This window comes from Bacillus sp. ISL-35, assembly GCF_018613355.1.
GTDB lineage: Bacteria > Bacillota > Bacilli > Bacillales > Cytobacillaceae > Mesobacillus.
Genome location: NZ_JAGGQK010000020.1, coordinates 170,210 through 196,526, shown reverse-complemented (window position 1 = coordinate 196,526; position 26,317 = coordinate 170,210). Strand labels below are relative to the sequence as shown.

General features: G+C 43.9%; 27 protein-coding genes. 3 read left to right on the top strand and 24 right to left on the bottom strand.

Translation table 11 applies throughout. The annotated features are described in order from the left end of the window. Positions 1-633: 633 nt before the first annotated feature. The 15 genes from paaX to J7E38_RS24220 all read right to left on the bottom strand — a co-directional run bounded on the left by paaX (position 634) and on the right by J7E38_RS24220 (position 13,606). Complete coding sequence (paaX, locus tag J7E38_RS21160; protein ID WP_214704278.1) at positions 634-1,509, bottom strand: phenylacetic acid degradation operon negative regulatory protein PaaX; 876 nt, start codon at positions 1,507-1,509, stop codon at positions 634-636. Between the two features lie 130 nt (positions 1,510-1,639). Beyond that, entirely contained in the window at positions 1,640-2,416 is a 777-nt protein-coding gene (locus J7E38_RS21155; protein WP_214704275.1) for an enoyl-CoA hydratase-related protein, read from the bottom strand. Next, entirely contained in the window at positions 2,417-3,625 is a 1,209-nt protein-coding gene (gene pcaF / locus J7E38_RS21150) for a 3-oxoadipyl-CoA thiolase (protein ID WP_214704274.1), read from the bottom strand. A gap of 12 nt (positions 3,626-3,637) precedes the next feature. Continuing rightward, positions 3,638-4,501, bottom strand: coding sequence for a 3-hydroxyacyl-CoA dehydrogenase (locus J7E38_RS21145; protein WP_214704273.1), 864 nt, complete (start codon positions 4,499-4,501; stop codon positions 3,638-3,640). Between the two features lie 67 nt (positions 4,502-4,568). Then, complete coding sequence (locus J7E38_RS21140) at positions 4,569-6,086, bottom strand: aldehyde dehydrogenase family protein (protein WP_214704272.1); 1,518 nt, start codon at positions 6,084-6,086, stop codon at positions 4,569-4,571. Between the two features lie 31 nt (positions 6,087-6,117). Beyond that, positions 6,118-6,891, bottom strand: a complete 774-nt coding sequence (locus tag J7E38_RS21135) for an enoyl-CoA hydratase-related protein (protein WP_214704271.1) — start codon at positions 6,889-6,891, stop codon at positions 6,118-6,120. 14 nt (positions 6,892-6,905) lie between these two features. Further along, a complete protein-coding gene (locus J7E38_RS21130) occupies positions 6,906-7,685 on the bottom strand; it encodes an enoyl-CoA hydratase-related protein (protein ID WP_214704269.1) in 780 nt (259 codons plus the stop codon). Further along, positions 7,678-7,986 (bottom strand): EthD family reductase, encoded by a 309-nt coding sequence (locus J7E38_RS21125; protein WP_214704267.1) that lies wholly within the window; start codon positions 7,984-7,986, stop codon positions 7,678-7,680. Before J7E38_RS21125 ends, J7E38_RS21130 begins: the two co-directional genes overlap by 8 nt. Before the next feature lie 99 nt (positions 7,987-8,085). Then, positions 8,086-8,568 (bottom strand): 1,2-phenylacetyl-CoA epoxidase subunit PaaD, encoded by a 483-nt coding sequence (paaD, locus tag J7E38_RS21120; protein WP_214704266.1) that lies wholly within the window; start codon positions 8,566-8,568, stop codon positions 8,086-8,088. A gap of 6 nt (positions 8,569-8,574) precedes the next feature. Then, the gene (gene paaC, locus J7E38_RS21115; RefSeq protein WP_214704255.1) at positions 8,575-9,393 is read right to left on the bottom strand and encodes a 1,2-phenylacetyl-CoA epoxidase subunit PaaC; all 819 of its coding nucleotides are present in this window, start codon (positions 9,391-9,393) and stop codon (positions 8,575-8,577) included. Beyond that, positions 9,390-9,734, bottom strand: a complete 345-nt coding sequence (gene paaB / locus J7E38_RS21110; RefSeq protein WP_214704253.1) for a 1,2-phenylacetyl-CoA epoxidase subunit PaaB — start codon at positions 9,732-9,734, stop codon at positions 9,390-9,392. Before paaB ends, paaC begins: the two co-directional genes overlap by 4 nt. A gap of 55 nt (positions 9,735-9,789) precedes the next feature. Then, positions 9,790-10,749 carry a 1,2-phenylacetyl-CoA epoxidase subunit PaaA gene (gene paaA, locus J7E38_RS21105; RefSeq protein WP_214704252.1) on the bottom strand — a complete coding sequence of 320 codons (960 nt, stop codon included), beginning with the start codon at positions 10,747-10,749 and terminating at the stop codon, positions 9,790-9,792. Between the two features lie 14 nt (positions 10,750-10,763). Next, entirely contained in the window at positions 10,764-12,095 is a 1,332-nt protein-coding gene (locus J7E38_RS21100; RefSeq protein WP_215038892.1) for a phenylacetate--CoA ligase family protein, read from the bottom strand. A gap of 542 nt (positions 12,096-12,637) precedes the next feature. Further along, on the bottom strand, positions 12,638-13,342 hold the full coding sequence (locus J7E38_RS21095) for a hypothetical protein (RefSeq protein ID WP_214704249.1): 705 nt from the start codon (positions 13,340-13,342) through the stop codon (positions 12,638-12,640). Between the two features lie 135 nt (positions 13,343-13,477). Continuing rightward, the gene (locus J7E38_RS24220; RefSeq protein WP_285291762.1) at positions 13,478-13,606 is read right to left on the bottom strand and encodes a hypothetical protein; all 129 of its coding nucleotides are present in this window, start codon (positions 13,604-13,606) and stop codon (positions 13,478-13,480) included. A gap of 652 nt (positions 13,607-14,258) precedes the next feature. Between J7E38_RS24220 and J7E38_RS21090 the strand changes: the two genes are divergently transcribed. Continuing rightward, the gene (locus tag J7E38_RS21090) at positions 14,259-15,164 is read left to right on the top strand and encodes a hypothetical protein (protein ID WP_214704247.1); all 906 of its coding nucleotides are present in this window, start codon (positions 14,259-14,261) and stop codon (positions 15,162-15,164) included. A 405-nt stretch (positions 15,165-15,569) separates the two neighbouring features. Here the strand turns inward: J7E38_RS21090 and glnA are convergent, their stop codons facing one another. The 4 genes from glnA to hflX form a co-directional block, all read right to left on the bottom strand. Next, positions 15,570-16,910, bottom strand: a complete 1,341-nt coding sequence (glnA, locus tag J7E38_RS21085; RefSeq protein WP_214704246.1) for a type I glutamate--ammonia ligase — start codon at positions 16,908-16,910, stop codon at positions 15,570-15,572. A 41-nt stretch (positions 16,911-16,951) separates the two neighbouring features. After that, positions 16,952-17,356, bottom strand: coding sequence for a MerR family transcriptional regulator (locus J7E38_RS21080; RefSeq protein WP_214704243.1), 405 nt, complete (start codon positions 17,354-17,356; stop codon positions 16,952-16,954). 144 nt (positions 17,357-17,500) lie between these two features. Further along, the gene (locus J7E38_RS21075; RefSeq protein ID WP_214704241.1) at positions 17,501-18,772 is read right to left on the bottom strand and encodes a methionine gamma-lyase family protein; all 1,272 of its coding nucleotides are present in this window, start codon (positions 18,770-18,772) and stop codon (positions 17,501-17,503) included. Positions 18,773-18,798: 26 nt separating this feature from the next. Next, positions 18,799-20,058, bottom strand: coding sequence for a GTPase HflX (gene hflX / locus J7E38_RS21070; protein ID WP_214704240.1), 1,260 nt, complete (start codon positions 20,056-20,058; stop codon positions 18,799-18,801). Between the two features lie 179 nt (positions 20,059-20,237). Between hflX and J7E38_RS21065 the strand changes: the two genes are divergently transcribed. Then, positions 20,238-20,843 (top strand): trimeric intracellular cation channel family protein, encoded by a 606-nt coding sequence (locus J7E38_RS21065; protein ID WP_214704235.1) that lies wholly within the window; start codon positions 20,238-20,240, stop codon positions 20,841-20,843. 52 nt (positions 20,844-20,895) lie between these two features. Here the strand turns inward: J7E38_RS21065 and J7E38_RS21060 are convergent, their stop codons facing one another. The 5 genes from J7E38_RS21060 to miaA all read right to left on the bottom strand — a co-directional run bounded on the left by J7E38_RS21060 (position 20,896) and on the right by miaA (position 24,915). Next, positions 20,896-21,915 (bottom strand): STAS domain-containing protein, encoded by a 1,020-nt coding sequence (locus tag J7E38_RS21060; RefSeq protein WP_214704233.1) that lies wholly within the window; start codon positions 21,913-21,915, stop codon positions 20,896-20,898. Between the two features lie 204 nt (positions 21,916-22,119). Continuing rightward, positions 22,120-22,350 (bottom strand): glutaredoxin family protein, encoded by a 231-nt coding sequence (locus tag J7E38_RS21055; protein WP_214704231.1) that lies wholly within the window; start codon positions 22,348-22,350, stop codon positions 22,120-22,122. 83 nt (positions 22,351-22,433) lie between these two features. Beyond that, positions 22,434-23,393, bottom strand: coding sequence for a stage V sporulation protein K (spoVK, locus tag J7E38_RS21050; RefSeq protein WP_214704229.1), 960 nt, complete (start codon positions 23,391-23,393; stop codon positions 22,434-22,436). Positions 23,394-23,700: 307 nt separating this feature from the next. Beyond that, positions 23,701-23,931: an RNA chaperone Hfq gene (gene hfq, locus J7E38_RS21045; RefSeq protein ID WP_044391830.1), complete on the bottom strand. Its 231-nt coding sequence runs from the start codon at positions 23,929-23,931 to the stop codon at positions 23,701-23,703. Positions 23,932-23,961: 30 nt separating this feature from the next. Further along, positions 23,962-24,915: a tRNA (adenosine(37)-N6)-dimethylallyltransferase MiaA gene (miaA, locus tag J7E38_RS21040; protein ID WP_214704227.1), complete on the bottom strand. Its 954-nt coding sequence runs from the start codon at positions 24,913-24,915 to the stop codon at positions 23,962-23,964. 276 nt (positions 24,916-25,191) lie between these two features. Here miaA and mreBH point away from each other — a divergent pair, with 276 nt between their 5' ends. Further along, positions 25,192-26,199 (top strand): rod-share determining protein MreBH, encoded by a 1,008-nt coding sequence (mreBH, locus tag J7E38_RS21035; protein WP_214704225.1) that lies wholly within the window; start codon positions 25,192-25,194, stop codon positions 26,197-26,199. Positions 26,200-26,317 lie beyond the last annotated feature (118 nt).

Below are 26,317 nucleotides of genomic sequence, written 5' to 3'. Positions count from 1 at the left end.
CACAATTATATGGGCTTAATCCTGCTTCCTCTAAACCTGTCCGAACTTGGGGCTACTTCGGACAACTTTTCTCCTTCTTCCTCTAAACCTGTCCGAACTTGGGGCTACTTCGGACAGCTTTTCTCCTTCTTCCCCTAAACCTGTCCGAACTTGGGAGTACTTCGGACAACTTTTCGCTTTTCCTTCCAAAAGCTGTCCGAACTCAGGTCTACTTCGGACAACTTTTCGCCTTCTTCCCCTAAACCTGTCCGAACTCGGGGCTACTTCGGACAACTTTTCGCCTTCTTCCTCTAAACCTGTCCGAACTTGGGGCTACTTCGGACAGCTTTTCTCCTTCTTCCTCTAAACCTGTCCGAACTTGGGAGTACTTCGGACAACTTTTCGCTTTTCCTTCCAAAAGCTGTCCGAACTCAGGGCTACTTCAGACAGCTTTTCTCCTTCTTCCTCTAAACCTGTCCGAACTCGGGGCTACTTCAGACAGCTTTTCTCGTTCTCCCTCTAAACCTGTCCGAACCCGGGGCTACCTCGGACAGCTTTTCTCCTTCTCCCACTAAACCTGTCCGAACTCGGGGCTGCTTTTTATTTTCCTCAGATAAAAGAAAGCCATCCAGGATGGTCGAGGATGGCTTGATGCTACTCTAATATATACGGGTGGTCCATGACATTATAGTCAACGTCTTTATGCTTGATTTCATTGCCGTCTTTAAAAACGGATTCAAAGAAGCGGGATGCTGGTTCGGCTAGTTCCTTGTAGTATTCACTGAACAAAGCTGCTGCATGGCTTCCGAGCCATTTTTCCGGCAGGAGTTCTTCAGGAAGGCCCGGGTCGAAGAAGAGGAATTTCCTGTATTCATGGACTAGCTTCGTCCGTTCAACGAAGCATTCAGCGTCGGTCATGCTGCCTTTTTGAATCTTGTTTTTATCGATGATGTATTTTTGGCTGTATTCACTGATAAATTGTTGGTACTTTGCGTTTATTTCAACAAGGTCCCAGCTTTTTTCCACCAGGCGCTGGTTTTCATGCGGGCCTTTATATTCGGCAACGAAGAAATCGACATATTGTTCAATTTCGTATTTCTCAATCAAATCCTTGACCTGTCTTTCAAGATTATTGGCCGAGATCCAGAAGCTGTTCGACATCGAACCGAAGCCGCTCCAGATCAGTTCCTTGCGCAGCTCGTCACGGACGTTGCGGATTTCCTCGGGAATCGTATACATGAGGATTCTCCATTTGCCATCCCATTCTTCTGGCTTCAATTTGAAAATACGCTTACCTGCTTCGGCAATCCTTTTCTGGCCGCGGGGTGTCAGCGAGTAATAGCTTTTGTTCCCGATTTTCTCAGCCTGCACCCATCCCTGCTTATTCATGCGTGAAATTGCAGCCCTCACCGACTGGTCATTATGTCCAAATTCATTCAGCAGCCTGATCAGACTGCCAATCCAAATCTTGCTGCCATAGTGGGTAATATAGTCACCGTAAAGGGTGAAAATCATTGATCGTGTATTCAATCCTCTGTCATCCTCATTCGTTTTTGATATTCGTTATAAAACCGTTATAAAACATTTTACAGTATAATCATTATTTTGCAAAAATAATGTGCTTAAATGCGAAAAAACCATAGGGATTTCTCCCTATGGATTATTGCGCAGTGAAAACAGGTTTGCGTTTTTCACTGAATGCGTTCAATGCTTCAACACGGTCTTTTGTTGGAATTGTTACCTCGTATGCTTTCGATTCGATGGCGAGACCAGTTTGCAGGTCCGTGCTGCTTCCATGCTGGATCGCATACTTCGCCTGCCTCACCGCAATCGGTGCATTCTGGAGGATTTCCTCCGCCAGCTCCTTGCAGGCAGTCATGACTTCCTCTTTAGAAGTTACAGCGGTAAGAATCCCCAGCTCATAAGCGTTCTCAGCGGAGATTTTCCTGGCTGTTAAAATCAATTCCTTCGCCTTCATCTCTCCAATCAGCCTTGACAGACGCTGTGTACCGCCTGCGCCTGGAATGATCCCCCAGCTCACCTCTGTCATTCCCATTAAGGCGCTATCTGCTGAAATTTTAAAATCACAGGCCAGCATCAATTCAAATCCTCCGCCAAAAGCGAATCCGTTAACAGCAGCAATGGTCGGCTGCGGCAGCTCGGCAACCGCGCTGAACACATCACGGATTTTTTTCACGTTACGGCGCACTTCCGCCTCGGTCAGATGCTTTCTCTCCTTTAAATCTGCCCCGGCACTAAATGCTTTCTCCCCAGCGCCTGTAAAAATGACCACTCTTACATCCGAATCTGTATGCAGTCTGTCTACCAGGTCGCCAAGCTCCACCAGTGTTTCATAATTGAAGCAATTCAATGATTCCGGACGGTCAATCGTGACATATGCGATATGCTGTTCTTTTTGGAATTTGATGTTGTTCATTTATTTCTCTCCTATATTCTCGATAATTGTCGCGATTCCCTGGCCAACGCCGACACACATCGTCGCTAGTCCGTACCTGGAATCCCGTTTTTTCATTTCATATAACAGGGTCGTCAAAATTCGTGCACCGCTTGCCCCTAGCGGATGGCCAAATGCGATTGCCCCGCCATTGACGTTGACCTTAGACTGGTCAAGTCCCAGCTCCTGGATGCAGCCGAGGGATTGGGCAGCGAATGCTTCGTTCAGTTCGATCAGATCAATTTCATCAACAGACAATTTCGCTCGCTTCAATGCTTTCTGGACTGCGTAAACCGGTCCCATCCCCATGATGGACGGTTCAAGGCCTGCAGTTGCTGACACAACATATTTGGCCAGCGGCTTCAGCCCCAGCTCTTCTGCCTTTTCGTGGCTCATAAGCAGCAGTGCAGACGCACCGTCATTCACACCGGAAGCATTCCCGGCTGTTACAGTACCATCCTTGAACAATGGCTTTAGCTTTGACAATTTCTCGATTGTCGTCCCTGGCCGCGGATGTTCATCTGTGTCAATTACTGTTTTATTGCCTTTTTTATCTTCATACACAACAGGGACAATTTCATTTTCAAACTTCCCTGCTTCCATTGCCTTTTGGGCGCGAAGCTGGCTTTCTGCTGCAAATTCGTCCTGGGCTTCCCGTGTGATGCTATATTTTTTTGCAACATTTTCCGCAGTCTCCGGCATGCTGTCCGTTCCGTACATCTCCTTTAGCTTGCTGTTGACGAAACGCCAGCCAATGGTGGTATCAAACATCTCCATATTGCCGCGCGGAAACTCTTTTTCAGGCTTTGCCATCACAAACGGGGCCCTTGTCATGCTTTCCGTTCCCCCGGCAATGAAGATATCGCCTTCCCCAGCAAGGATCGCCCTTGCCGCATAGTTGACTGCATCCAGTCCGGAACCGCATAAACGGTTGATCGTTGTTCCGGCAACCTCCACAGGCAGACCGGCCAATAGACCTGACATCCTCGCAACGTTCCGGTTATCCTCACCAGCCTGGTTGGCATTGCCCAGTACAACTTCTTCAATTCCAGCGGCAGGCACGTCTGGATTGCGCTCGACCAATGCCTTAATGACAATTGCACCTAAATCATCCGGACGGATATAACGGAGGCTTCCGTTGTATCTACCAATCGGTGTCCTGACGGCATCTACAATCACAACTTCTCTCATTCTCATCCTCCTCTATTTCGTCGTCACTGATTCTCGGTAATCATACACACCGCGCCCAGTTTTCCTGCCGAGGCGGCCGGCTTTTACATATTGCTCAAGCAATGGTGCCGGACGGTATTTTTCCCCGAGTTTCTCATGAAGGTATTTTAAATTATTCAGGCGTGTATCCAGACCTACAAGATCCCCCAGTTCAAATGGTCCCATTGGATAATTCAGTCCCAGCTTGATCGCCTTATCGATATCCTCAGGAGTGCCCAATCCTTCCTGCAGCATATAAAATGCTTCGTTCCCGACAAGCGCACTGATCCGGCTGGTCACGAAACCGGGGAATTCATTGACAATAACCGTTTCCTTGCCCATTTGGATAGCGGCCTGCTGGATTGCTTGTGCCGTTTCATCACTCGTTTCCAGACCGCGGATGATTTCAACGAGCGGCATTTTATGGACCGGGTTGAAGAAATGCATGGCGATGACCTTTTCAGGACGCTTTGTAAAAGAGGCAATTTCCGTAGGGCTCATTGTCGATGTATTGGATGCAAACAGGCAGTTTGCCGGTGCGTGCTGGTCAATCACTTCAAAAATCGTCTTTTTGATATCGATTTTTTCCGGGACAGCTTCAATTATTAGATCTGCATCCTTCACGTTCTCAGCGAGAAAGTTGGAATACGATAATCTGGATTTTGCAGATTCTGCATCGTCTGCGCTAACTTTACCGCGGGAAATCCCTTTTTCAAAAATGCTGTTGATTTCCTGTTCCGCCTTGTAAAGTTGTTTTTCATCAACATCTATAAGTACGGTATCGAATCCGCCCAGGCAGCTGACGTAGGCAATGCCTCTGCCCATTACACCTGAACCGATTATGACTAGTTTTTTCATGGATATCCTCCTTTTTATAAAAAACTGAAAGGCGAGCACCCGGTTCGAGGAGTGCTCGCCTCATTTTTTATACGTTGAACGGGTTTAGCGGGCGGCTGCCGTAGTAAGAGACGATACTCTTTGTTTCTGTATATAAATCAAGTGTTTCAATGCAAAGTTCGCGTCCGAAACCAGATTGCTTGTAGCCTCCGAACGGTGTGCCAGGGAATGCCGAGAATGGACAGTTGACCATCACGATTCCAGCCTGGATCTGTTTGGAAACCCTAGTCGCTCTGCCGTAATCCTTCGTCCAGATTGCAGAACCAAGACCATATTCACTATCATTGGCCAGTTTGACTGCTTCTTTTTCGTCCTTGAACTTCATGACGACTACAACCGGTCCGAAGATTTCTTCTTTAACAGCTTTCATGCTGTGGTTTGTTTCTGCAATGATGGTAGGCTCATACCAGTAGCCATTTTCATAGCCTTCCAGATTGGCAGCCTTTCCTCCAGTCAAAACTTCTGCACCATCTTCAACAGCTGATTTCACATACCCATCGATTACATTCAGCTGGTCTTCACTGATCACAGCTCCGACATGTGTTTCTTTATCGAAAGGATTGCCAAGCTTTAGCTGCTTTGTTTTAGCGACGAATTTCTCGATGAATTCATCGTATACGTCTTCATGGACATATAAACGTGAACGGGCTTCACATGATTGGCCAGTATTATAGAAGATTCCGAACAGTGAACCGTCTACTGCAGCATCAATATCAGCATCATTGAAAACAATGCTTGGTGATTTTCCGCCAAGCTCAAGTGTTACGCGCTTAAGAGTCTGGGAAGCTCTTGCCATGATATCCTTCCCGATTGGCGTTGAGCCTGTGAATGCAACCTTGTCAACTTTATCGTGTTCGACGAGATAGTTTCCGACGACAGAGCCAGAACCTGGAATGACGTTCACTACACCTTCTGGAACACCAGCTTCGATGCAGATTTCACCAAGAACGATTGCTGTCAAAGGTGTCAGGGAAGCTGGCTTAATAATTACCGAGCAGCCGACAGCAATAGCCGGAGCAACCTTCCATGCCGCCATCATCAATGGATAATTCCAAGGAATGATCTGGGCACAAACACCAACCGGTTCTTTTTCCGTAATATTCTGGAATGCACCAGGCATGCTGTTGACAGCGCCGCGGTGGCTGACGATCGCACCTGCGTAAAACTCGAAGTCTTCAATAGCCTGCATTACCTGTCCCTGTGCGGCAGCAAGAGATTTACCAGTATCAAGAATCTCCAATTCTACTAATTCATTAAAACGGGAGCGCATGATTGATGCAATTTTATTAAGTGTCCGTGAACGCTTGTTGACAGGAAAATGGCGCCATTTTCCGAAATCGAATGCATTTCTTGCTGCCTGGACGGCAAGCTCTGCATCTTCTTTGGAAGCTTTGGCAACGGTTGCGATTTCTTCACCAGTAGCAGGATTATATACTTTATATGTTTCTCCATTCGCGCTGTCCTGGCGACCCCCATTGATAATCAGCTGATATGTCTCGCGTTTTACCGCCATTGGTTCGAATTTTTGTTCTTTTACTGTTGTCACGCGTAACATCTCCTTTTAGTAGATTGATGGTTTATTCACCTTTGAAAACGGGTTTTCTTTTTTCCATGAACGCCTGTACGCCTTCCTTATGGTCAGCTGTCTGTCCTGCAATCCGCTGGCTCTGGGCATCTCTTTCAAGATATTCTTCAAAGCTTGAATGCCAGCTGGCTTTCAGATTCCTTTTGATCAGACCAATTGCCTTCGTTGGCATTTTGGCGAGTCTTTCTGCAAAAGCGGCAACATTTTCATTCCAGTTATCCAATGGATAAACTTCAGTTACCAGACCTAGTTCCTTTGCCTTTTCAGCAGGAACCTTCTCACCAAAAACAGCCAGTTCCATTGCTTTTGCATGACCTATCAGACGCGGCAGGTAATAAAGGTTGCCTGCATCAGGCACGAGGCCGACATGGATAAATGCCTCTACAAAACTAGTTTTTTCTGAAGCAATGCGGAAATCACAGGCGAGCGCAAGGCTCATTCCAGCACCTGCTGCGACACCATTGACTGCTGCAATCACCGGTTTTTCACAACGGTCAAGTTCCATCAGCATTGGATTATAGCGTTTGCGAAGCACTTCTCCATGATCCATTTCATCGGATACACCTGCCAGGTCCTCCCCGGAGCAAAATGCCCGGCCTGCACCCGTAATGACCAGTGCCCTTACCTCTTTATCGCGGGAGGCAGTCTTGATTGCTGTCTGGATTTCCTTATTCAGCTGCTTGGTGAAGGCATTCAATTTATCAGGTCGGTTCAGGGTGATGTAGGCTACCTTGTTCCGCACTTCATACAAAACGGTTTCAAACACAGCTATGTACCCCCTTATCTTCCCTTGAATTCCGGCTTCCGCTTTTCTTTAAAAGCCCTCATGCCTTCCTTCTGGTCTTCAGTGGCAAAAAGCATATAGAAATTTTTGCGCTCATATTGCATGCCTTCGTAAAGAGAATAATCCACTGCCTTTAAGACTGATTCCTTGATCAGCCTGACGGCGATAGGTGCCTGCTTTGCAATGGTCTGCGCGAATTTTAGCGTTTCCTCCATCAATACTTCCTCGGCAAAGGTTGAATTGATGATTCCGTAATGCAAAGCTTCTTTTGCACTAATCCGCTTGCCGCTGAGGATCCATTCCATTGCTTTCGTTTTGCCGACAAGCTTGGTCAGACGCTGTGTTCCCCCGGCTCCGGGCATGACACCCAGGTTCACTTCCGGGAATCCGAATTCTGCATTCCCTGCAGCAAACAGCATATCGCAGCAGAGCGCCAGTTCGAATGCCCCGCCAAGCGCAAATCCGTGGACAGCCCCGATGACTGGCTTCTTGATCCAGGCTAATCGATCCCAGTCCGTGAACTGATTCAATGTTTCCATGCTGATGGCATCGGCATCCATCATTTCGTCGATATCTGCACCAGCTGCAAACGCCCTTCCTTTTCCTGCGAGGACAATGACTTTTATTTTTGGATCATTGTCGTAAGCTTCCATCGCGGAAAGAACCTCTGAAACCATTTGCCTGTTCAGGGCATTAAGAACGTTGGGGCGGTTAAGCTCAATCAGGCCAACTTCCCCTTTGACAGACGTTTCAATCAGTTCATAGTTTTTATTCATTCACTTCTTCACCGATCATCATCGTGACCAGATCACCTGCAAAGCTCATGACATCCTTTCCGGACGCCTTTCCTTCTGCTGATTTCATGCCAGCCTTCAACGCTTCATGATCGTCATAGTACATTTCGCACATTAGATAATATTTGCCTTCCCCACCCATTGGGCTGCCGACGATGCGGGTTACGTCCATTTTGCGAAGGCCCGGGATTTTGGCAGTCAGCGGTGCATGCGTTTCAAAATAATGCTTATCAAATGCCTCTTTGTCCTGTGGATGCTTGTAGATTGCGATTAGTTTTACCATTAATAATCTCTCCCTTTTGAAAAAATAAATGTTTTAACACCAAAGTGAATATATGCGCAGATTCTTGAAGCTATTAATCAATTGATCTGACATTTTAGGTCACATCAATGTTGATACCGGTTTCATTGCCTCAAATGGATTTTTGCAAGACTTGCAGTAGAGTATACTGCGGCATGCTGTCGGTCCAAAGAGGTTATCCATGGTTGTATAAGTCGAACCGCAATATGGGCAGTCCGCCTGCCACTCGCCAGTGTCCGCAATATGCCTCGGCGGCGGGGCGATGCCGAATTCCTTAAGCTTTTCCCTGCCAGCTTCGCTAACCCGATCAGAGGTCCATGGCGGATGGAAAATGAATTCCACTTCTACCTTATCGACTCCGTCGATCGCCGAAACTGCTTTGACAACATTGTTTTTGATGATATCAAGCGCCGGGCACCCCATGAATGTCGGCAAAAGCTTGATCAGAATGGCATCCGGCAGGACTTGGAGCTCTTCTACCATACCAAGCTCGATAATCGAAACACTATCGATTTCAGGATCCTTAACAGTTTGCAGTGCCTCGTAAACTTTATCTCTCAGCATCCGTCATCACCAGCTTGCTGCCGGATCAAAGTTATAAACCTCACCCAATGTATCAAGAGCTGTCTGCAAATCTGCTGTATGTTCGCCATTCCGCCCATTTCCGCTCTTCATCCCGAATTTCTCCGGCATACCAAGGTTCAATGACTCAAACAATGGTGTCAACACTTGGACCCATCTGGTCTTCAGTGCTGCCTCAGAATCTATCAAGCTATGTTTCGAAAACTCTTCACCTTTTGCTCCGAACGAAAACAAGCCATCAAGCTCTTCAAACACCTTTTCCATTGCAGCTTCCATCCTTGACCTTGCTTCGCCTCCTGCACTGACAAGCTGCGAAAACCAGGTCTTCCAGTGCAATAAATGATAGTATAGCTCCATATTGATCTTGACAGCTGCCTCGGCCAGTGGCTGGTACGAAGAGTTCTTCAATGATTCAATCTTCACTTTCTTGGCCTGTGCGTAAAAAAAGTTCCTGACGACCGCGAATGCCCAGTCATAGTGTGGCTCTGTCAAATAGGTTCCAGGACCATTCACCTTTTCCAGCAAGACCGCATTCTTTCGTTCAGCTGCCGGTCTCGCATGGGCAAGCCTGTCAGGGTCACCTGCTCCCAAATCACTTAGAAGCTGGTAGAACATCGCGGCGTGCCCCATCGTATCCTGGCTGATGGATGAAAACGCGACATCTTCCTCGATGTGGGGGGCGAGGCCCAGCCACTCCGAGCCACGATAGGCAAGGATGAAATCGTCATCGGCCAGCTGGAACAGGAGCTCATGAACAGCGCCACAGTAAGCATTATCTTTTTGAACATCTTCAAGTTCATATCTCATGTCCCCTTCCCTCCCCAAGACAGTATTTCTTTTTCATCAAGCATCTCCTGCTCGTAATGACGCCATTTCTTTTTCAAATAGCCATAGCCTTTTGTATTGCGGTAGTCTTTATTATCAAGCCTTTGCAATGTTTGCCGTTCCTCTAGCGACATCTTCCTTACATCATCCCGTTTTACCACCCAAATATCGGCAACCGGTTCTCGGCGCATAAAGTTTTCCTGTGCCATCACCAGCGCTAGCTCATGGTTCGGAGCGAGCAATGAGAACTGATATTGCATCGGCGATGTATCCGTCCGCTTGCTGAATACTTCAAACTCCTGGTAAAATCCTTTCCCAGACATGAATTCATCCCCTTTCCCTTGAAGTCAGAGGGCAGATGCATCTGCCCCATTTGTTTTATGCTTGAGCGCTTAACGCGTCGATTACCCATTTATTGTTGCTGTAGGAAATCTCCCTTAATCTGAGACGTTCTTTTGATTTTGGCCCGTTGTTCTTGATGATTTGCTTGAACTTGCTCCAATCCGGCTGCTTGTATTGCCACATGCCCGACTCCTGGTCAAAATGCATGGTTTCATCAGGCAGCTTCAGGCCAAGCGAAAGGACCCTCGGGATATATTTTGTGAAAAAATCCTGGCGCAGGTCTTCGTTTGTTTTGGTCCTGATCCTGTATTTGATTGTCGTATCCTGTTTTGAAGTTCCAGTTGTCGTTGCATCCCCGGGTCCAAAGAACATTAACAGCGCTTCCCACCAGCGGTCAATCGAATCCTGGATCATCGCTTTTTGCTCTTCTGTTCCTTCAGCAAGGGCCATGATGATCGCCTCTCCATGCTGGGCGTGGAAAACTTCCTCAGCACATATGCGTTTCAATGCTCTAGCATATGGGCCATAAGAAGCATCAAGCATATTCGTCTGTGTGATGATCGCCGCTCCGTCAACAAGCCATCCGATCAAACCGGCATCTCCCCAGGTCTTCGCTTCCATATGAAAGACATTGTGAAATTTTAAATCACCGGAAAGCAAGTCTTCGATGATATTCTCTCTCGATTTTCCAAGAGGCTTCATCAAATCTTCCGCCACCCTTAACAGCAGCTGGCCGTGTCCCATTTCATCCTGGACCTTTGCCATGATTCCAAGCTTTCTTTTTAACGAAGGAGCTTTGGGCACCCATTCCTTTTCCGGCAGCGCCCCCATAATTTCACTGATGCCATGCATTGAAATCAGCTTGATCAGCGTCATTCGATAGTCCTGCGGCATCCAGTCATCCGCCTCGATTTTTTCTCCAGCTTCGATCCGCTTCATAAAATGCTGATATTTCTCTTCTTCCGTCAACTGGTCGAAGGAAAGTGTATTTTCCATGCTGTTTTACCTCCTTATGATTCCGTTCCAATTGGTTCCTTTGTTTTATCGATGATCCGGACTGCTTTCCCTTCAGAACGAGGGATTGTTTTTGGACGATGGACACGCACCTCCATCGAAATCAGGCACTGGCTTTTAAGCAGCGATTGAATCCTTTGCTCGAGCTGATAAACCATATCGGAAATCGGATCCTCACCAATCAGGGAGAAGTATTCCTCATTCATCTCAACATGCAGTTCCAGAACCTTTAACGTCCGCTTCTGTAAAATTTGAATCTGGTAATGAGGAGCAAGTTCCGGGACTGTCAGCATGCAGTGTTCTATTTGTGAAGGGAAGACATTGACACCATTGATGATGAGCATGTCGTCGATTCTGCCCTTGACGCGCGACATTCTTACTGTTGTCCTGCCACAGCTGCATTTTTCCCTTGTCACCGACGCGATATCTCCTGTACGGTAACGGATCACTGGAAATGCTTCCTTTGTCAGGCTTGTGAAGACCAGTTCCCCTTCTTCCCCATCAGGTACAGGTTTTAATGTTTGCGGGTCTATGACTTCTACATAAAAATGATCTTCTGCGACATGGAGTCCTGCCTGTGCTTCATGGCACTCATTTGCAACACCCGGCCCGATTACTTCACTAAGCCCATAAATATCACATGCTTTGATTCCCAACTTCTCTTCCAGTGTTTTCCTCATTTCTTCCGACCAGGGCTCAGCACCAAAGATTCCATATTTCAGCGAAGTATTGCGTGGATCCTTGCCCATTTCTTCCATCGTCTCAGCAATGTTTAGAATGTATGAAGGAGTTCCGCATATGACTTCCGGTTTAAAATCTTCAATCAGCATGATTTGTCTCTGGGTATTGCCTCCAGATACGGGCACAGTCACCATTCCCAGCTTTTCACTTCCATAATGTAGCCCGAGGCCCCCGGTAAAAAGGCCGTATCCATAGGCGTTATGGAGGAACTTCCCTGGTTCACCGCCTGCCAGAGCGATTGCCCTTGCGACAATTTCTCCCCACATGTCAATATCATTTTGGGTATAGCCTACAACTGTCGGCTTTCCGCTTGTTCCAGAAGAGGCGTGAACCCTTACCAGTTCACTCTGGGAAACAGCGAATAATCCGAATGGATAATGGTCACGCAGATCTTGCTTATCGGTGAAAGGAAGCGCTTCCAAATCTTGCAGACTGTTCAACATTTCAGGAGAAAAATTGGCTTTTTCAAATTTCTTCTGGTAAAAGGGTACTCTCTGAGCTACTTTTTCGACTACTGACTTAAGCCTTTGCAACTGAATTTCTTCGATAAACTCACGGCTTTTCGTTTCGATTTCATGTAAGATCAAGATTCCGCCCCCTGTATTACATAAAATTTTATTTATATAACGTTATATTACCGTAACGCAATAAATGTGTTATATATTTTAAAACAAAGATAACGTGTAAATAGGAAAAAGTCAATTATTTTTCTGAAAATTTTAATTTTTGGCGAGTGATTTTATCCAACTGGTTGAAAAAGGAGTGATTTGCGGGGATTTAGTGATTAATGTGAAAAAAATGATAAAAGCTAGTGATCATTTATTGTTAGCTTATGGCATTTGACGATCATTTGGATTTACATGCAAATACTTCTATTTAATCTGAATCTGCTATCACAGGAATTGTTGCTCATATACTGCTCGTGTTCCCAAAGATGAACCTGTGTACGGATTCTACTGCTATAGTTGGTTTCAAAACGAATCCTAAATGTATGGAATGACGATTTACGAAAAGAAATAATTGCACCTGTCGCCTTCTTTTCTCTCATTTACTGGGGCAGTTGTAGGACAGTGCTCAGATTACCTAGATTAACCAGATAAAAAGGAGCTAAGTTAGCTCCTTTTGTTTACTATAGATTTTCTTGAACTCTCTTTATCATTAAACTTTTTAATCGTTGGAATTTTTCTTGTTTAAGAATCTCATCAAAAAAGTTTATATCAACATCTGACATGCGTTCATTATATATCTTTTTCTGTCTGATTTTTTCTGACCAATTATCTACTTTTTTCATTAAGCCAATACCTGGTACTCCAGTTACATTCCCTAAAACAGCCAATCCTAAAGTCTCTATTGCTTTCTCTTCAAAGGTTTTAGGTTGTTCAATTGTTTCTTTTGGTTCAATTATTAACATTGATTCTGATGTTTTAAAGTCACAAAAAGCTTTAACATATGTGTAAATCAAAAATTCTTTAACTTCTTTATCCCAGCTTCTAAATTCATCACTTAATTTTATTGCTCCCTCATCTTTATTTATTGTTAATTCCATACTTTTTACAAATGCAAGTGCGCCTTTCCCTTTAAAATTAGGATCAGGTTCAACTTTCTTGTCCTCTAAATAATAATTAACTGTATCAATTACTGAATCTACATCAAATAAAGGTCCAATTAAAAAATGATCAAATTTACCGAACCAGTTTTTAATTATAAAACGGCACACATCCATATCTTTCAAAAGATTTAAAGCGTGGACTTCCAGTTTACCCATGTCTTCCTCTAATTCTTTTCTTTGTGCAGGCGACTTTACAATTCTGTTAATAAATTCAGTGTACAACATCTTTCCTCCACCTTTATTCACTTTTTTTACCATAATATCATTAGAAAAGCTGGGAGAATACATATTCTATAAACTAAATAAAAAGTCCTTTACGGCATCTGTTTGAAGTAATCTATTTGAAATACTCTCCCTTTCTTATCCGGTTAAGGATGTACCTAAATCATTGCCAGCGTATTCTTCAGCAGTAAACGGAATATAGCTATTCACATCGAACAGGTTTCTCTTTTCATCTTGTACATAGAAGTGTACCTCGACGCTCTCCAATTGGCCCTCTGCATAAGTGATATTTAATATTAGAAACTAGAAAATTCAGCATTATTCTTCAGCTCCCTTTTACTTTTTTCAAACACTTCACAGAGGTAATCACAAACGATGGCAGTTCTCCCACTTACTACTTGAACAGTAATTAGGGAGAATGGTTTTACCGTGAAGGTAGTGAACACAACTCGACTATGACGCAAACTTTATTCTGGATCCTTGGTTAATTTTCCTATAAGAATCATTCGGTTCGTCATAATTATTTGTCCTCCTCAAATTTCCTTCACGCTGTCCTGTTTACCCGATTAACAGTGGGTCAACCGATAGTATTTATCATCAAATTACTTTTATTGTAAGTGCCTGCATAAATAGTTTTCTAAAAAGATGGAGCAGTTTTACATTGCTTGCTGTCTGCTCCGTAACCGAATGTTTTAATCATGTAATTAGTATCCAATTTTCATCAAAAGATACTACAAGGTCCATACAAATTGACCCACCTTAGCTCATCCTATTTATATTCTTGATTATAAGTTTGATATTGATAAGTCGTACATACTATTCAATAGTAGAATTTAATTCGAAACCTTAGTCCCCTAGTGATTTCTATAATAAGTTGTAGTATTATACAATCTAAGAATATAAAAGTAGGTGCGAATCATTGAGCAAGGAAATAATTAGTAGTTTTTATAACTCAATTAACAACGATGCAAAAGAAACCTCTCTTTATTGGAAAGACCATAAAAAACAGTTAGATTTTCTTTGCGATAAATCTTTATCTTTATTACCTGACCAAAGAAATGCTATTATTCTAGGTATCGGTACAGGACAAGATTTACCACTTACAAAGATTACTGACAGGTTTCAATCAACTATTCTTTTAGATATTGATAAAGATTCATTACAAGAAACAAAAAAATCACTGCCTATGGAAACACAATTAAAAGTAAAAAATGTTGTTAAAGACCTTACCAATGCGGATAGAAGTTATACGAAACAATATATCCTAGCTATAATTAAAGATAACGACCAATATAAAGCAAATTCAATATTAGAAAAGTTATTAAAAGATGATGCTATTCTTCCAAAAAGTCCTTTGCAAGAGAAATTCCAATTTGTTATATCATCTACAGTATCATCCCAACTCGCCACACCTCTCCTTCTTATCACAGAGACACGTTCTAGAGGGATATTGACAAAAAAGCTTATGAAGCAATGTACAGAATTTGCTAATAAGGCAACCGAAAACCATGTAATGCAAATTTATAATTTGCTAGATGAAAATACTGATTCGCTTGCATTGATTACATCGGAGCAATACGTATGGTCAGTAGGTGAATCATATGAAAGCAGTAAAATAGGTACCCTCATTAAAGAACCAAAAGATATGCTAACTCCAACGAATCAGCAAGAATTCGAGAACTCCGGACTCGTAATAGCAGGAAGAATTACAGAAGATATGCTAAAAAATTTTGATATTGTGCACAGTGATACATGGATTTGGCAATTCAATGCTTCCAGGCATTACTTAGTTAAGGGTTGGATTGTAAAAAAGAGCATTAAATGATTTCTACCAGGCTTTATTAGCCTGGTTTTTTTTCTCCTTTAGCTCACTTCTTTAATTAAGGCATTAAGGACATAATATTTTCGTCCCTTTTCAAACTTACTTTATTCCCCTAGATTATTCTATTTAATATCAATAAAAACTTCAAAGCCGACGTTATCTCCATGTCTGGAGACAGGCATAGCATGAAGAAACTGCAGGAATAACCGGCGAAGGAAGTGAACTAATAACCTAAGATGTATACGCTCATGTATCGAAGAAGAGGAAGCAGGAAGCAATTGAAAAGTATGAAAGTGGACGAAAGATCTTTTTTAATTCTGTGGCAAATTTGGGCCATTTTATCCTCCAATAGGAATTCTCCCTAAAAAGAAAAACCCTCAATACCATTGGTATCAAGGGCTAATTCTTTTAATACATGCTCATATACTGCTCGCGTTCCCAAGGGTGAACCTGGGTGCGGAACATATCCCATTCGATTTCTTTCGCTTCAATGAAATGTTCAAGGATGTGTTCGCCAAGTGCAGCGCTGATTACTTCATCCTTCTTCAGCTGGTCAAGTGCAGCTGCAAGTGTTGGCGGCAGATCGTCGATCCCTTCTTCTACACGCTCTTCTTTGTTCATCACGTAGATGTTGCGGTCAACTGATGCAGGAGGAGCCATCTTTTTCTTGATTCCATCAAGTCCTGCAGCCAGCAATACTGCCATAGCAAGATACGGGTTAGCAGCCGGGTCAACACTGCGGACCTCGACACGTGTACTCAGACCGCGTGATGCCGGAATACGGATCAATGGTGAGCGGTTCTTAGCAGACCAAGCTACATAGCAAGGTGCTTCATAGCCAGGAACAAGGCGCTTATATGAGTTTACTGTCGGGTTAGTTACAGCTGTGAAGCCAGATGCGTGCTTCAATGTACCTGCGATGAACTGGTAAGCCGTTTCGCTTAGTTCAAGTTTTTCATCGGATGGATCATAGAATGAGTTTTCGCCGTTGTTGAACAATGACATATTGCAGTGCATTCCTGATCCGTTCACCCCGAACAATGGTTTTGGCATGAATGTCGCATGCAATCCATGTTTACGTGCGATTGTTTTTACAACAAGCTTGAAAGTTTGGATTTGGTCACAAGCAGTTAGTGCATCTGCATATTTAAAGTCGATTTCATGCTGTCCAGGAGCAACCTCATGGTGTGATGCTTCGATTTCAAAGCCCATTTCCTCTAGCTCGAGCACGATATCGCGGCGGCAGTTTTCACCAAGGTCAGTCGGTGCAAGGTCAAAGTATCCGCCATTATCATTCAATTCAAGTGTTGGCTCGCCATTTGCATCAAGCTTGAACAGGAAGAATTCCGGTTCTGGTCCAAGGTTGAAGTTGGTGAAGCCCAGCTCTTCCATTTCTTTCAAGATTCGCTTTAGGTTTCCGCGAGGGTCACCAGCGAATGGTGTGCCATCGGAATTTTTGATATCACAGATCAAGCGGGCAACTTTACCCTTTTCTGCTGTCCAAGGGAAAATAACCCATGTGTCCAGATCAGGAATCAGATACATATCAGACTCTTCGATTCGAACGAAACCTTCAATTGAAGATCCGTCAAACATCATTTTATTATCAAGTGCTTTTTCAAGCTGGCTGATTGGAATTTCAACGTTCTTGATTGTTCCTAAAATGTCGGTGAACTGCAAACGAATGAATTTTACATTTTCTTCTTTTGATAAACGGATAATATCTTCTCTTGAATACGTCTTAGCCATACTGGATTTCCTCCTAAAATTTAAACTTTATCAATAGTGCATTAGTGAAAGAATCTTGACATGTCGCCTCGGTCTGTTGAGCGGTTGAAGCGACCTGCCTGGAGCAGTTCTTTGCGAAGCAATTTTCTTAAATCTGCATCGGAAAGATCCCGTCTCGTTTTTTCTGCTTGTTTCTTTTCAGCAGCACTCATGTCTGCCTCTTGTTTTACATTAAATATCTTCTTGATGCCTGCCATGTTGACACCCTGGTCAATCAAATCTTTGATTTCTAAGAGTTTGTCTATATCGTTCAAGGAAAAGAGGCGTTTGTTTCCTTCGGTTCTAGCCGGAGAAATCAATTCATGCTCTTCATAGTAACGGATTTGCCTGGCAGTCAAATCTGTCAACTGCATGACAATCCCGATGCTGAAAAGCGGCATATTCCGGCGAATTTCACTTCCGCCCATTATGATTTCTCCTCCTTCCCTCTTAAGATAATCTCATTATATTCAATGTAAGGTATGTTGTCAAACATATGTTAGATTATCTGACATGAAAAATCATAAAAAAACAACAGGACCAATTTAGCAAGCGTCCTGTTGTATATTTACCTATTTTAATGAGATTAAACCTTTTTCAATTAAAGAATCGACCGCGATGAGAACAGCCATCTTCACATGGGAATAAGTCAAGCCCCCCTGTACATACGCTACATACGGCGGCCTGATTGGTCCATCCGCAGTCAGTTCAATGCTTGCGCCCTGGATGAATGTACCAGCAGCCATAATGACATCATCTTCATAACCAGGCATGTAGGCCGGATGGGCAGTTACATATGAATTGATTGGGGATGCATACTGAATAGCCTGGCAAAAGGCAACCATTTTGTCGCGGTCATCGAATTGGACAGACTGAATCAAATCTGTACGCTCCGTGTCCCATTTCGGGGAAGAATTCATTCCTAAGCGGTCAAGCATCGCTGCCGTGAAAACTGCTCCCTTCAGTGCCTGGGCGACAATATGGGGTGCCATGAAAAAACCCTGGTACATTTCCTGTAAAGAATACAGGGAAGCTCCTGCTTCAGCACCGATTCCCGGAGAAGTCATCCGGTAGGAGCAGGACTCTACGTATTGTGTTTTGCCAACGATGTATCCTCCAGTCTTGGCAATTCCACCTCCAGGATTCTTGATTAATGAACCTGCCATCAAGTCAGCTCCGACATGGCAGGGCTCCAGCTCTTCCACGAATTCCCCATAGCAATTATCAACGAAAACGATGACATCCGATTTGATTTCCTTCACAAACCTGATCATTTCGCCAATTTGTTCAACAGTGAACGAGGGCCTCGTTGCATAACCTTTCGAGCGCTGAATGCCAATCATTTTCGTTTCAGGCTTGATTGCCTTTTTTATCGCATCCCAGTCTACCTCTCCTTTTTCGGTAAGGTTGACCGTATTATAGGAGATACCGAATTCTTTTAACGAACCATTTCCTGTTCCGCGTATACCTACAATTTCTTCTAGGGTATCATAAGGCTTTCCAGTGATGTACAAAAGCTCGTCTCCAGGACGCAGGATCCCAAACAACGCAATAGAGATTGCGTGGGTTCCTGATATGATTTGCGGGCGGACAAGTCCCGCTTCAGCACCCAACACCTCTGCATAAATCTTTTCGAGTGTTTCGCGCCCTGCATCATCATAGCCGTATCCAGTTGTCGGAATGAAATGTGAATCACTTACTCGATGTTTCTGAAAGCTTTGCAGCACCCTGAATTGATTGGTGTCGATTTGTTCTTCTATTTTCTTGTGCACACCGGCAATTTGCTGCTCTACCTCACTAACCAGCGGCTGCAGCAATTGCCCGTTCTTCAATTGTGTAAACATGTTGCTCTCCTATCTCATAACTCATTTTAAAGTGAAAATCGCTTTAGCTGACCGGTTATTTGATGGTCAGTCAAAGAGAAGCCTCTGCAAACATATCCTTGTTTTTCTTCGTCAAAAGCAAGTTCACGGAGAATGGTCTCATTTTTCAGCTGAGCCAGCAGTTTCCCCTCATCAGATGGTACCAGTACATGGAAAGGCTCCATCATGCCTATGATTGTCTGTTCAATCTTCAGAAGCAAGTTTCTTCGGTCTTCCTCACTGAACGCACTTATAAATGCCGTCTCGTTCTGGGCGTTTGGCACGAAATCCTGATGGGCGATATCCCGTTTATTGTACACGGTAATCTGGGGAATCTGATGGACTTCCAGATCCTCCAGCAGTTTGTTGACAGTCTGTTCATGGGAAAAATAATCCTCATTCGACATGTCGACAACATGAAGGAGCAAATCCGCTTCACGGACCTCCTCAAGAGTGGAACGGAACGCGGCAATCAGGGTTGTCGGCAAGTCCTGGATAAATCCGACCGTGTCTGTCAGCAGCGCTGTAAAACCGCTTGGCAAAATCGCCTTCCTTGTCATTGGATCCAGCGTTGCAAATAGTTGGTTTTCCTCGAATGAATCAGCTTCAGTCAATCGATTGAACAATGTTGATTTCCCGGCGTTCGTGTAGCCGACAAGTGCAATCTGGAATGCTTTGTTCTTTTTCCTTCTTTCCCTGTAACGGTCCCGATGCTGGACGATGACTGACAGCTGACTTTTGATATCATCAATCCGTCTGCGGATATGGCGGCGGTCAGATTCCAGTTTGGTTTCACCAGGCCCTCTAGTACCGATACCGGCACCGAGCCGTGACATTTCAATACCCTGTCCGCCAAGGCGCGGGAGCAGGTACTGTAGCTGGGCAAGCTCAACCTGGAGCTTCCCTTCCTTCGACCTCGCCCTTTGCGCGAATATGTCGAGAATCAGCTGCGTCCGGTCGATGATCCTGGCATTCAAGCCAGCTGACAAGTTCCGGTTCTGGCTGGGCGAAAGCTCATCATTGAATATGATCAGGTCTGGCTCGAGTTCGTCTACGAGCGCCTGTAGTTCTTCTACCTTGCCTTTTCCTATGTATGTAGCAGGATGGATCTTGGGACGCTTTTGGACAACCTGCATCAGGACATTTCCCTTCGCGGTTTCGGTAAGCGATTCAAGCTCCTCCATGGAGTATTGAAAACGAAGATCATCTTCCTCCGTCGTCTGGCAGCCTACAAGAATGACTTTTTCGAATACATTATCCTGTTCCACATAGCACCCTTCTCTCCTTATATAGCTAAAGACATCATACCAAAATAAATCATCAAATAAAAATTTTGAAAACAGCGGAGAAATACATTGTAAATTGGAACAGACATGATAAAATCAATATGTTTGCATTTTCATATTTTAGTATTAAGACACCATTTGAACAAGAGGAGAAAAACAGGATGACATGGGAAGTTCTTAGCATGATCGGAACAGTAGCATTCGCAATCAGCGGAGCTATCATTGCGATGGAAGAGGAATACGACATCTTCGGAGTTTATATATTAGGGATCGTGACAGCATTTGGAGGCGGAGCAATCCGCAATCTCCTCATCGGGGTTCCGGTTTCGGCGATTTGGGATCAGGGAATATTCTTTAATTTGGCGTTGCTTTCAATCACCATTGTATTCCTGTTTCCCCGCAATCTTTTAAAACACTGGCAGCGATGGGGCAATTTCTTCGATGCGATAGGGCTTGCGGCCTTCGCGATCCAGGGAGCGATCTATGCCTCCAATATGGGCCACCCATTGAGTGCAGTAATTGTAGCAGCTGTATTGACCGGAAGCGGCGGTGGAATGCTCCGCGATCTCCTGGCAGGCAGAAAACCGCTGGTTCTGAAAGCTGAAATCTACGCGGTATGGGCCGTACTTGCCGGCCTTGTCATTGGACTGGGCATGGCGGATAAAGCAGTCGAACTTTATGGCCTATTTGTTGTCATCACTGCCCTTCGCGTCCTTTCCTACACATATAAGTGGCATTTGCCCGTCCGGAAACTGGGGGTCAACTAAAAGAAGCAGAGCCGAAATAACGGCTCTGCTTTTTAATTTCCTGTTCCAACAACTATATGATTTTGCGTCCCATCTGTCCAATAGCATAGTGAATTCCATGCTGCAGGGTCTGGAAGCAATCGAATTTTGCGAGATTGATGTTGGACTGTGTAATTTCGATTCCCAGCGCGGACGAAATGCCGACGAGAATTGTCTTTGTACCGATGAGCCTGGCAGCTGATCCGATTTTCTCAATGAGACTGACGGCATGCGGTCCGATTTCCTGATCCAATCCTGTTAAATCAAGGACAAGATAACTTGCTTTATAGGACGGAAGATGATTCAATGTCTTCACAATCAGCTGGTCTGCCCTTTCTTCATCATATTTCCCAATCAACGGGACAACAACGATTCCTTCGAGGACAGGGATGATCGGGGAAGAGAGCTGATGGACCAAATCTTTTAATTCAGCTGTTTTCTCCTCGACCAGGGTTTCAAGCTTCTTGATTTGTTCAGATTCTTTATTGCGGGCCAGTTGATGGATATTATCAGCAATGGTCACATCAGACGGAAAATATTCAATTATACTATATTCATGCCCTTCAAGTTGATGCTGTTTGATTTCATACCAGATATTCGTTCCAAATAAACCGGAAAACACACCTGCATAATGTGCGGGCAGGAAGCTGCCTCCCTTTTTCTTTCCCTGGGCGACATTGACTTTATGTTCCCAGCTGTCCTTCATAAAAGCGGTAAATGTTCTTGTCTCAAAATCCAGGTCTTTGATGATTGTGAGGCCCCAGCCTGCTGAAGCATATGTATTGGTAATCATCTCTGCCGCTTCTGCCACACTGACTTCTTTCATCTTTTCAAAATATTGGCCAACCACAAGACCCTGGCGGAATCCTGTGGATTCGAACACAAGATTGGAAGCTTCCTCACCTGAAATTTCTTCAATTGTATCGAAAAAGGTTTTCATAGCGGAAGAGATCCAGAAAAGGACTGCATCATCACCTTCAAAAATGAATCTACCTGATTCTATATCCCATCCAAAATCAATACCTTTGATTTCATACTTATACTCATACCCCATCAGTTTTTAACTCCTTTATCTCTGTATAATTGGCTTAGGACCAATTTTATTCTAAATCAGTTAGGGAAACCCCATTGTATTTACCCAATTTAACACTTATTAAACCTATCGATTTTTAGTTTATCCAATTCATCTGTAAATCGATCAGCATATTTGAGGATTAAAAAAAGGGATTCCAGATCATTGGAATCCCTTTTACTTTTTTTATTTCAGGAGTGACATGATTGAATTTGGATCAAATCCCAGTACCCAGTTTCCGTTGACATTGGACTGTGGCACTCCCATTTGTCCAGTTGCATTTACCAACCTTTGCGCTGCGATCGGATCTTGCTGGACATTCACTTCTTTGTACGAAATCCCTTTATCATCAAGGAAATTCTTCAGCATTGTGCAATAAGGACATGTGTTAGTAGTGTAGACAGTAATTTCGTTCATTTTAAAATACCCCCGTTAAATTCAGTATACCCATATGGGTATATTATCAAGAATAAAAAATAATGTCAACAAGACTGCTGACATTATTTCCCCTTCTGATCATCAGAAAAAACGAGATCATTGCTCCTTAAGGTCATCAGTTCATGGCGGTCATATTGATTTTGCATAAGTAAACGCATCGCCTGGGCCCTGATGGATTTTTCGATGACGTTCCTGACATATCGTCCATTCGAGAAAGCTGCAGCTCCAAGGGTTGATTTCACTGTTATCAGATGTTCCCTCAGTTTCCGTTCGGCCTCATGGCTCAAGCTATATTCTCTTTCCTTCAGCATTCGCTGGCCGATCTCCATCAGCTGGTCGATGGAGTAGTCGGGAAAGTCTATAACTAGCGGAAATCTTGAATGAAGGCCGGGATTCAGGGTCAGGAAAAAATCCATTTCCCGTGAATAGCCTGCCAGGATTAAGATGAATTCATGCTGCTTATCCTCCATATGCTTTACCAATGTATCAATCGCTTCCTTGCCGAAGTCTTTCTCTCCTCCACGGCCTAGTGAATAGGCCTCGTCAATGAACAGGATTCCACCCATCGCTTTCTTTATCAGATCCCGCGTTTTTTGCGCCGTGTGTCCAATGTATTCCCCAACAAGGTCCGCTCTCTCCGCCTCGATCAAGTGCCCTTTTGAAAGGACATTCATCTTGAGGAAAAGCTTACCGATTATCCTGGCCACCGTCGTCTTGCCGGTTCCAGGATTTCCCTTGAACATCATATGGAGAGCCTGTTTTCCGGCTTTTAGTCCCATCTCTTCCCGCTTTTTGTTCACATAGATCCAAGCATAGATTTCTTTGATCATCCTTTTCATTTCTTCCATGCCAACCAGGGCGCCGAGCTCTTCCTCTATTTCCTTTAAAGCTGTATGCTCCTGCGGGATGGACTTTGGAACCAGCTGCGGCTCAGGCAATTCTTTTGTCAACGCCTTCCTTTTCTGAGCGTTCAATACAATGCTGATTTGACCGTTGTTTTTCTTGCGTTGCGGTTGGTCCAAAGATATCACCTCTCATTCTGGAAACAATATACGCATCAACGCTGTATATGTGATATTCACCTATCATTCTTACATTATATATTCATAGTTATTGATTTTTTGGGAAAGTGTCGGCGACAAAATTCCAGCAGGACTTTTAAATTTGTCGTATTATGCGGTTTCCCAAGAAATAAAACTTCTATATTTATATGTATTCAAGGACGATGGAATTCATTTTAAAATAAACATTTAATCTTCTTATTGACTCACTCGCTAAGCCCGCACAAAAAAACCCGCAATCAGCGGGTTTTCTTCGTTCATTATGGAATTAAGCCTGAGCTTCGAAATCAATCTGGACATTTTTTTGCGGCGCAAAGGTTGAAATGGCATGCTTATACACAAGCTGCTGTTTCCCTTCTGACTCGAATAAGACAGTAAAGTTGTCAAATCCTTTTATTTGACCTCTCAGCTGAAATCCGTTCAATAAAAATACGGTCACATTGATGTTGTCCTTGCGTAGCTGGTTTAAATACTGGTCCTGAATGTTCACTTGTTTCATGGGCGGGATCCTCCTCTTTTATCTCTATTATTATGTATTCGCTTTTATCTTGAGCTTTCCTTCAATGAACTTGGAAATTTCAGCGAATTTTTTTTCAGCGTCATTAGACTCTGACATATCAAACCATTCCACATTCATCTTGTTTCGAAACCAGGTTAGCTGCCTTTTTGCATAGCGGCGGGAATTTTGTTTTAAATTTTCAATCGCTTCACTCAGGGTAACCTTCCCGTCAAAGTATTCGTAAAGCTCTTTGTAGCCAATCGCCTGGATCGATTGGCATTCTTTCAAACCTTTGTCATAAAAATACTTGACCTCATCTAGAAGCCCTTGCTCCATCATAAGGTCGACACGGCGGTTAATCCGGTTGTAAAGCAATTCTCTCTCCATTGTCAGGCCAATGATCGCATTATTATACATCAATTCCGGTGACTGGTTGGCCTGCAGCTCACCCGCAGTTTTTCCGGTACAGTGGTTGATTTCGAGCGCCCTGATCACACGGCGGATATTATTGGGATGAACTCTGGATGCGCTTTCCGGGTCCACAATTTCCAGCTTTCCATGTAGAGCTTCAGGGCCTTTTTCTTCGGCTTCTTTTTCTAACCTGTGGCGAAAATCCGGGTCGGAAGGTGTCTCGGTGAAATGGTAATCATAAATAGCGGATTGAATATATAAACCGGTACCGCCAACAATCATCGGCATCTTCCCGCGTCCGCTGATTTCATGTATTTTCTCGCGGACCATGTCCTGAAACTCCGCAGTTGAGAAACTTTCATCCGGGTCTTTGACGTCAATTAAATGATGGCGGATTCCTTCCATCTCTTCCGGACTGATTTTAGCAGTGCCGATATCCATCCCTTTATAAATCTGCATGGAGTCCCCACTGATGATTTCACCATTGTACTTTTTCGCTAGTTCGATACTTAACTTTGTTTTGCCAACAGCAGTTGGCCCAATTAATACAATCAGTTTCTGTTTTTCTTCCAAAAAATTTCACACTGCCTTTTCATTGAGGGTGTCAGGTCGTTAAACTCCGACATCTTACATTTATTTTACCATTAAGTAGAAAGCAGTTGAACATCTATGCATTATACCCCTATTTTACAAGTATTATTCCCATATATCATTTCTTGATAAAATTTTCCTTAACCTTTACATTTAGATAACGATTCGGTAACAAAAGCCCTTTCACCCCCAAAACCATGATAGTTTAATAGAAGTTTATGATGGTTTAATAATTTTTAGGGAACTGGGTGAACAAACATGTTATCAACTACAGAAATCGGAATTGATTTAGGTACTGCAAATACTCTAGTATATAGTAAAAATAAAGGAGTCGCCTTGAACGAGCCTTCAGTTGTGGCGATTGATACTGAAACGAAAAATGTCCTTGCGGTCGGCAAGGAAGCGAAGGAAATGATCGGGAAGACACCTGGCAAAATCGTTGCCATCCGTCCATTGAAAGACGGTGTGATTGCGGATTTTGACGTGACGACCGAAATGCTGAAGCAAATAATGAAGAAAGCCGCCAAAAAAGGCGGATTTTCACTTCGCAAGCCTGATGTAGTCGTCTGCACACCTTCTGGTTCAACAAGCGTTGAGCGTCGTGCCATTCAGGATGCTGTCAGAAATGCTGGCGCAAAAAAGGTCCATTTGATTGAGGAGCCGGTAGCCGCAGCGATTGGGGCTGGACTTCCTGTTGATGAACCAGTGGCAAATGTTGTCGTTGATATTGGCGGAGGTACGACTGAAGTAGCGATTATCTCTTATGGAGGCGTCGTAGCCTGCCACTCCATCCGGATCGCCGGTGACAGACTGGACGAGGATATCATTCAATATGTTCGCAAGGAATACAACGTGCTGATTGGGGAAAGAACAGCTGAGAAAATCAAGATGGAAATTGGTTACGCGCTTGTAGACCATGAAAAATTGGAAATGGACATTCGCGGACGTGATCTCGTAACAGGACTTCCAAAGACTGTTACTCTTAATTCATATGAAATCAGAGACGCTATCAAGGAATCTCTTCTTCATATCATGGAAGCGATCCGCGCGACTTTGGAAGATTGCCCTGCTGAATTGAGCGGAGATATTGTTGACCGCGGCGTGATCTTATCTGGCGGCGGTGCCCTGCTTAACGGTATGCAGGATTGGCTCGGAAGCGAAATGGTGGTACCAGTCCATATCGCTCCAAACCCGTTGGAATCTGTAGCAATCGGCACAGGCAAGGCCTTGCAGTATATCCATAAACTTCAGCCCGCTGTAAGATAAATTTCAGCTTTCAGAGAAAAAGATCGCTATTTAGTTAGCGATCTTTTTATATTCAATCTATAAAAGGGAGTTATTTGTATTGACCCGCAATTAATTTTTTTCTTTGATCCTCAGCATA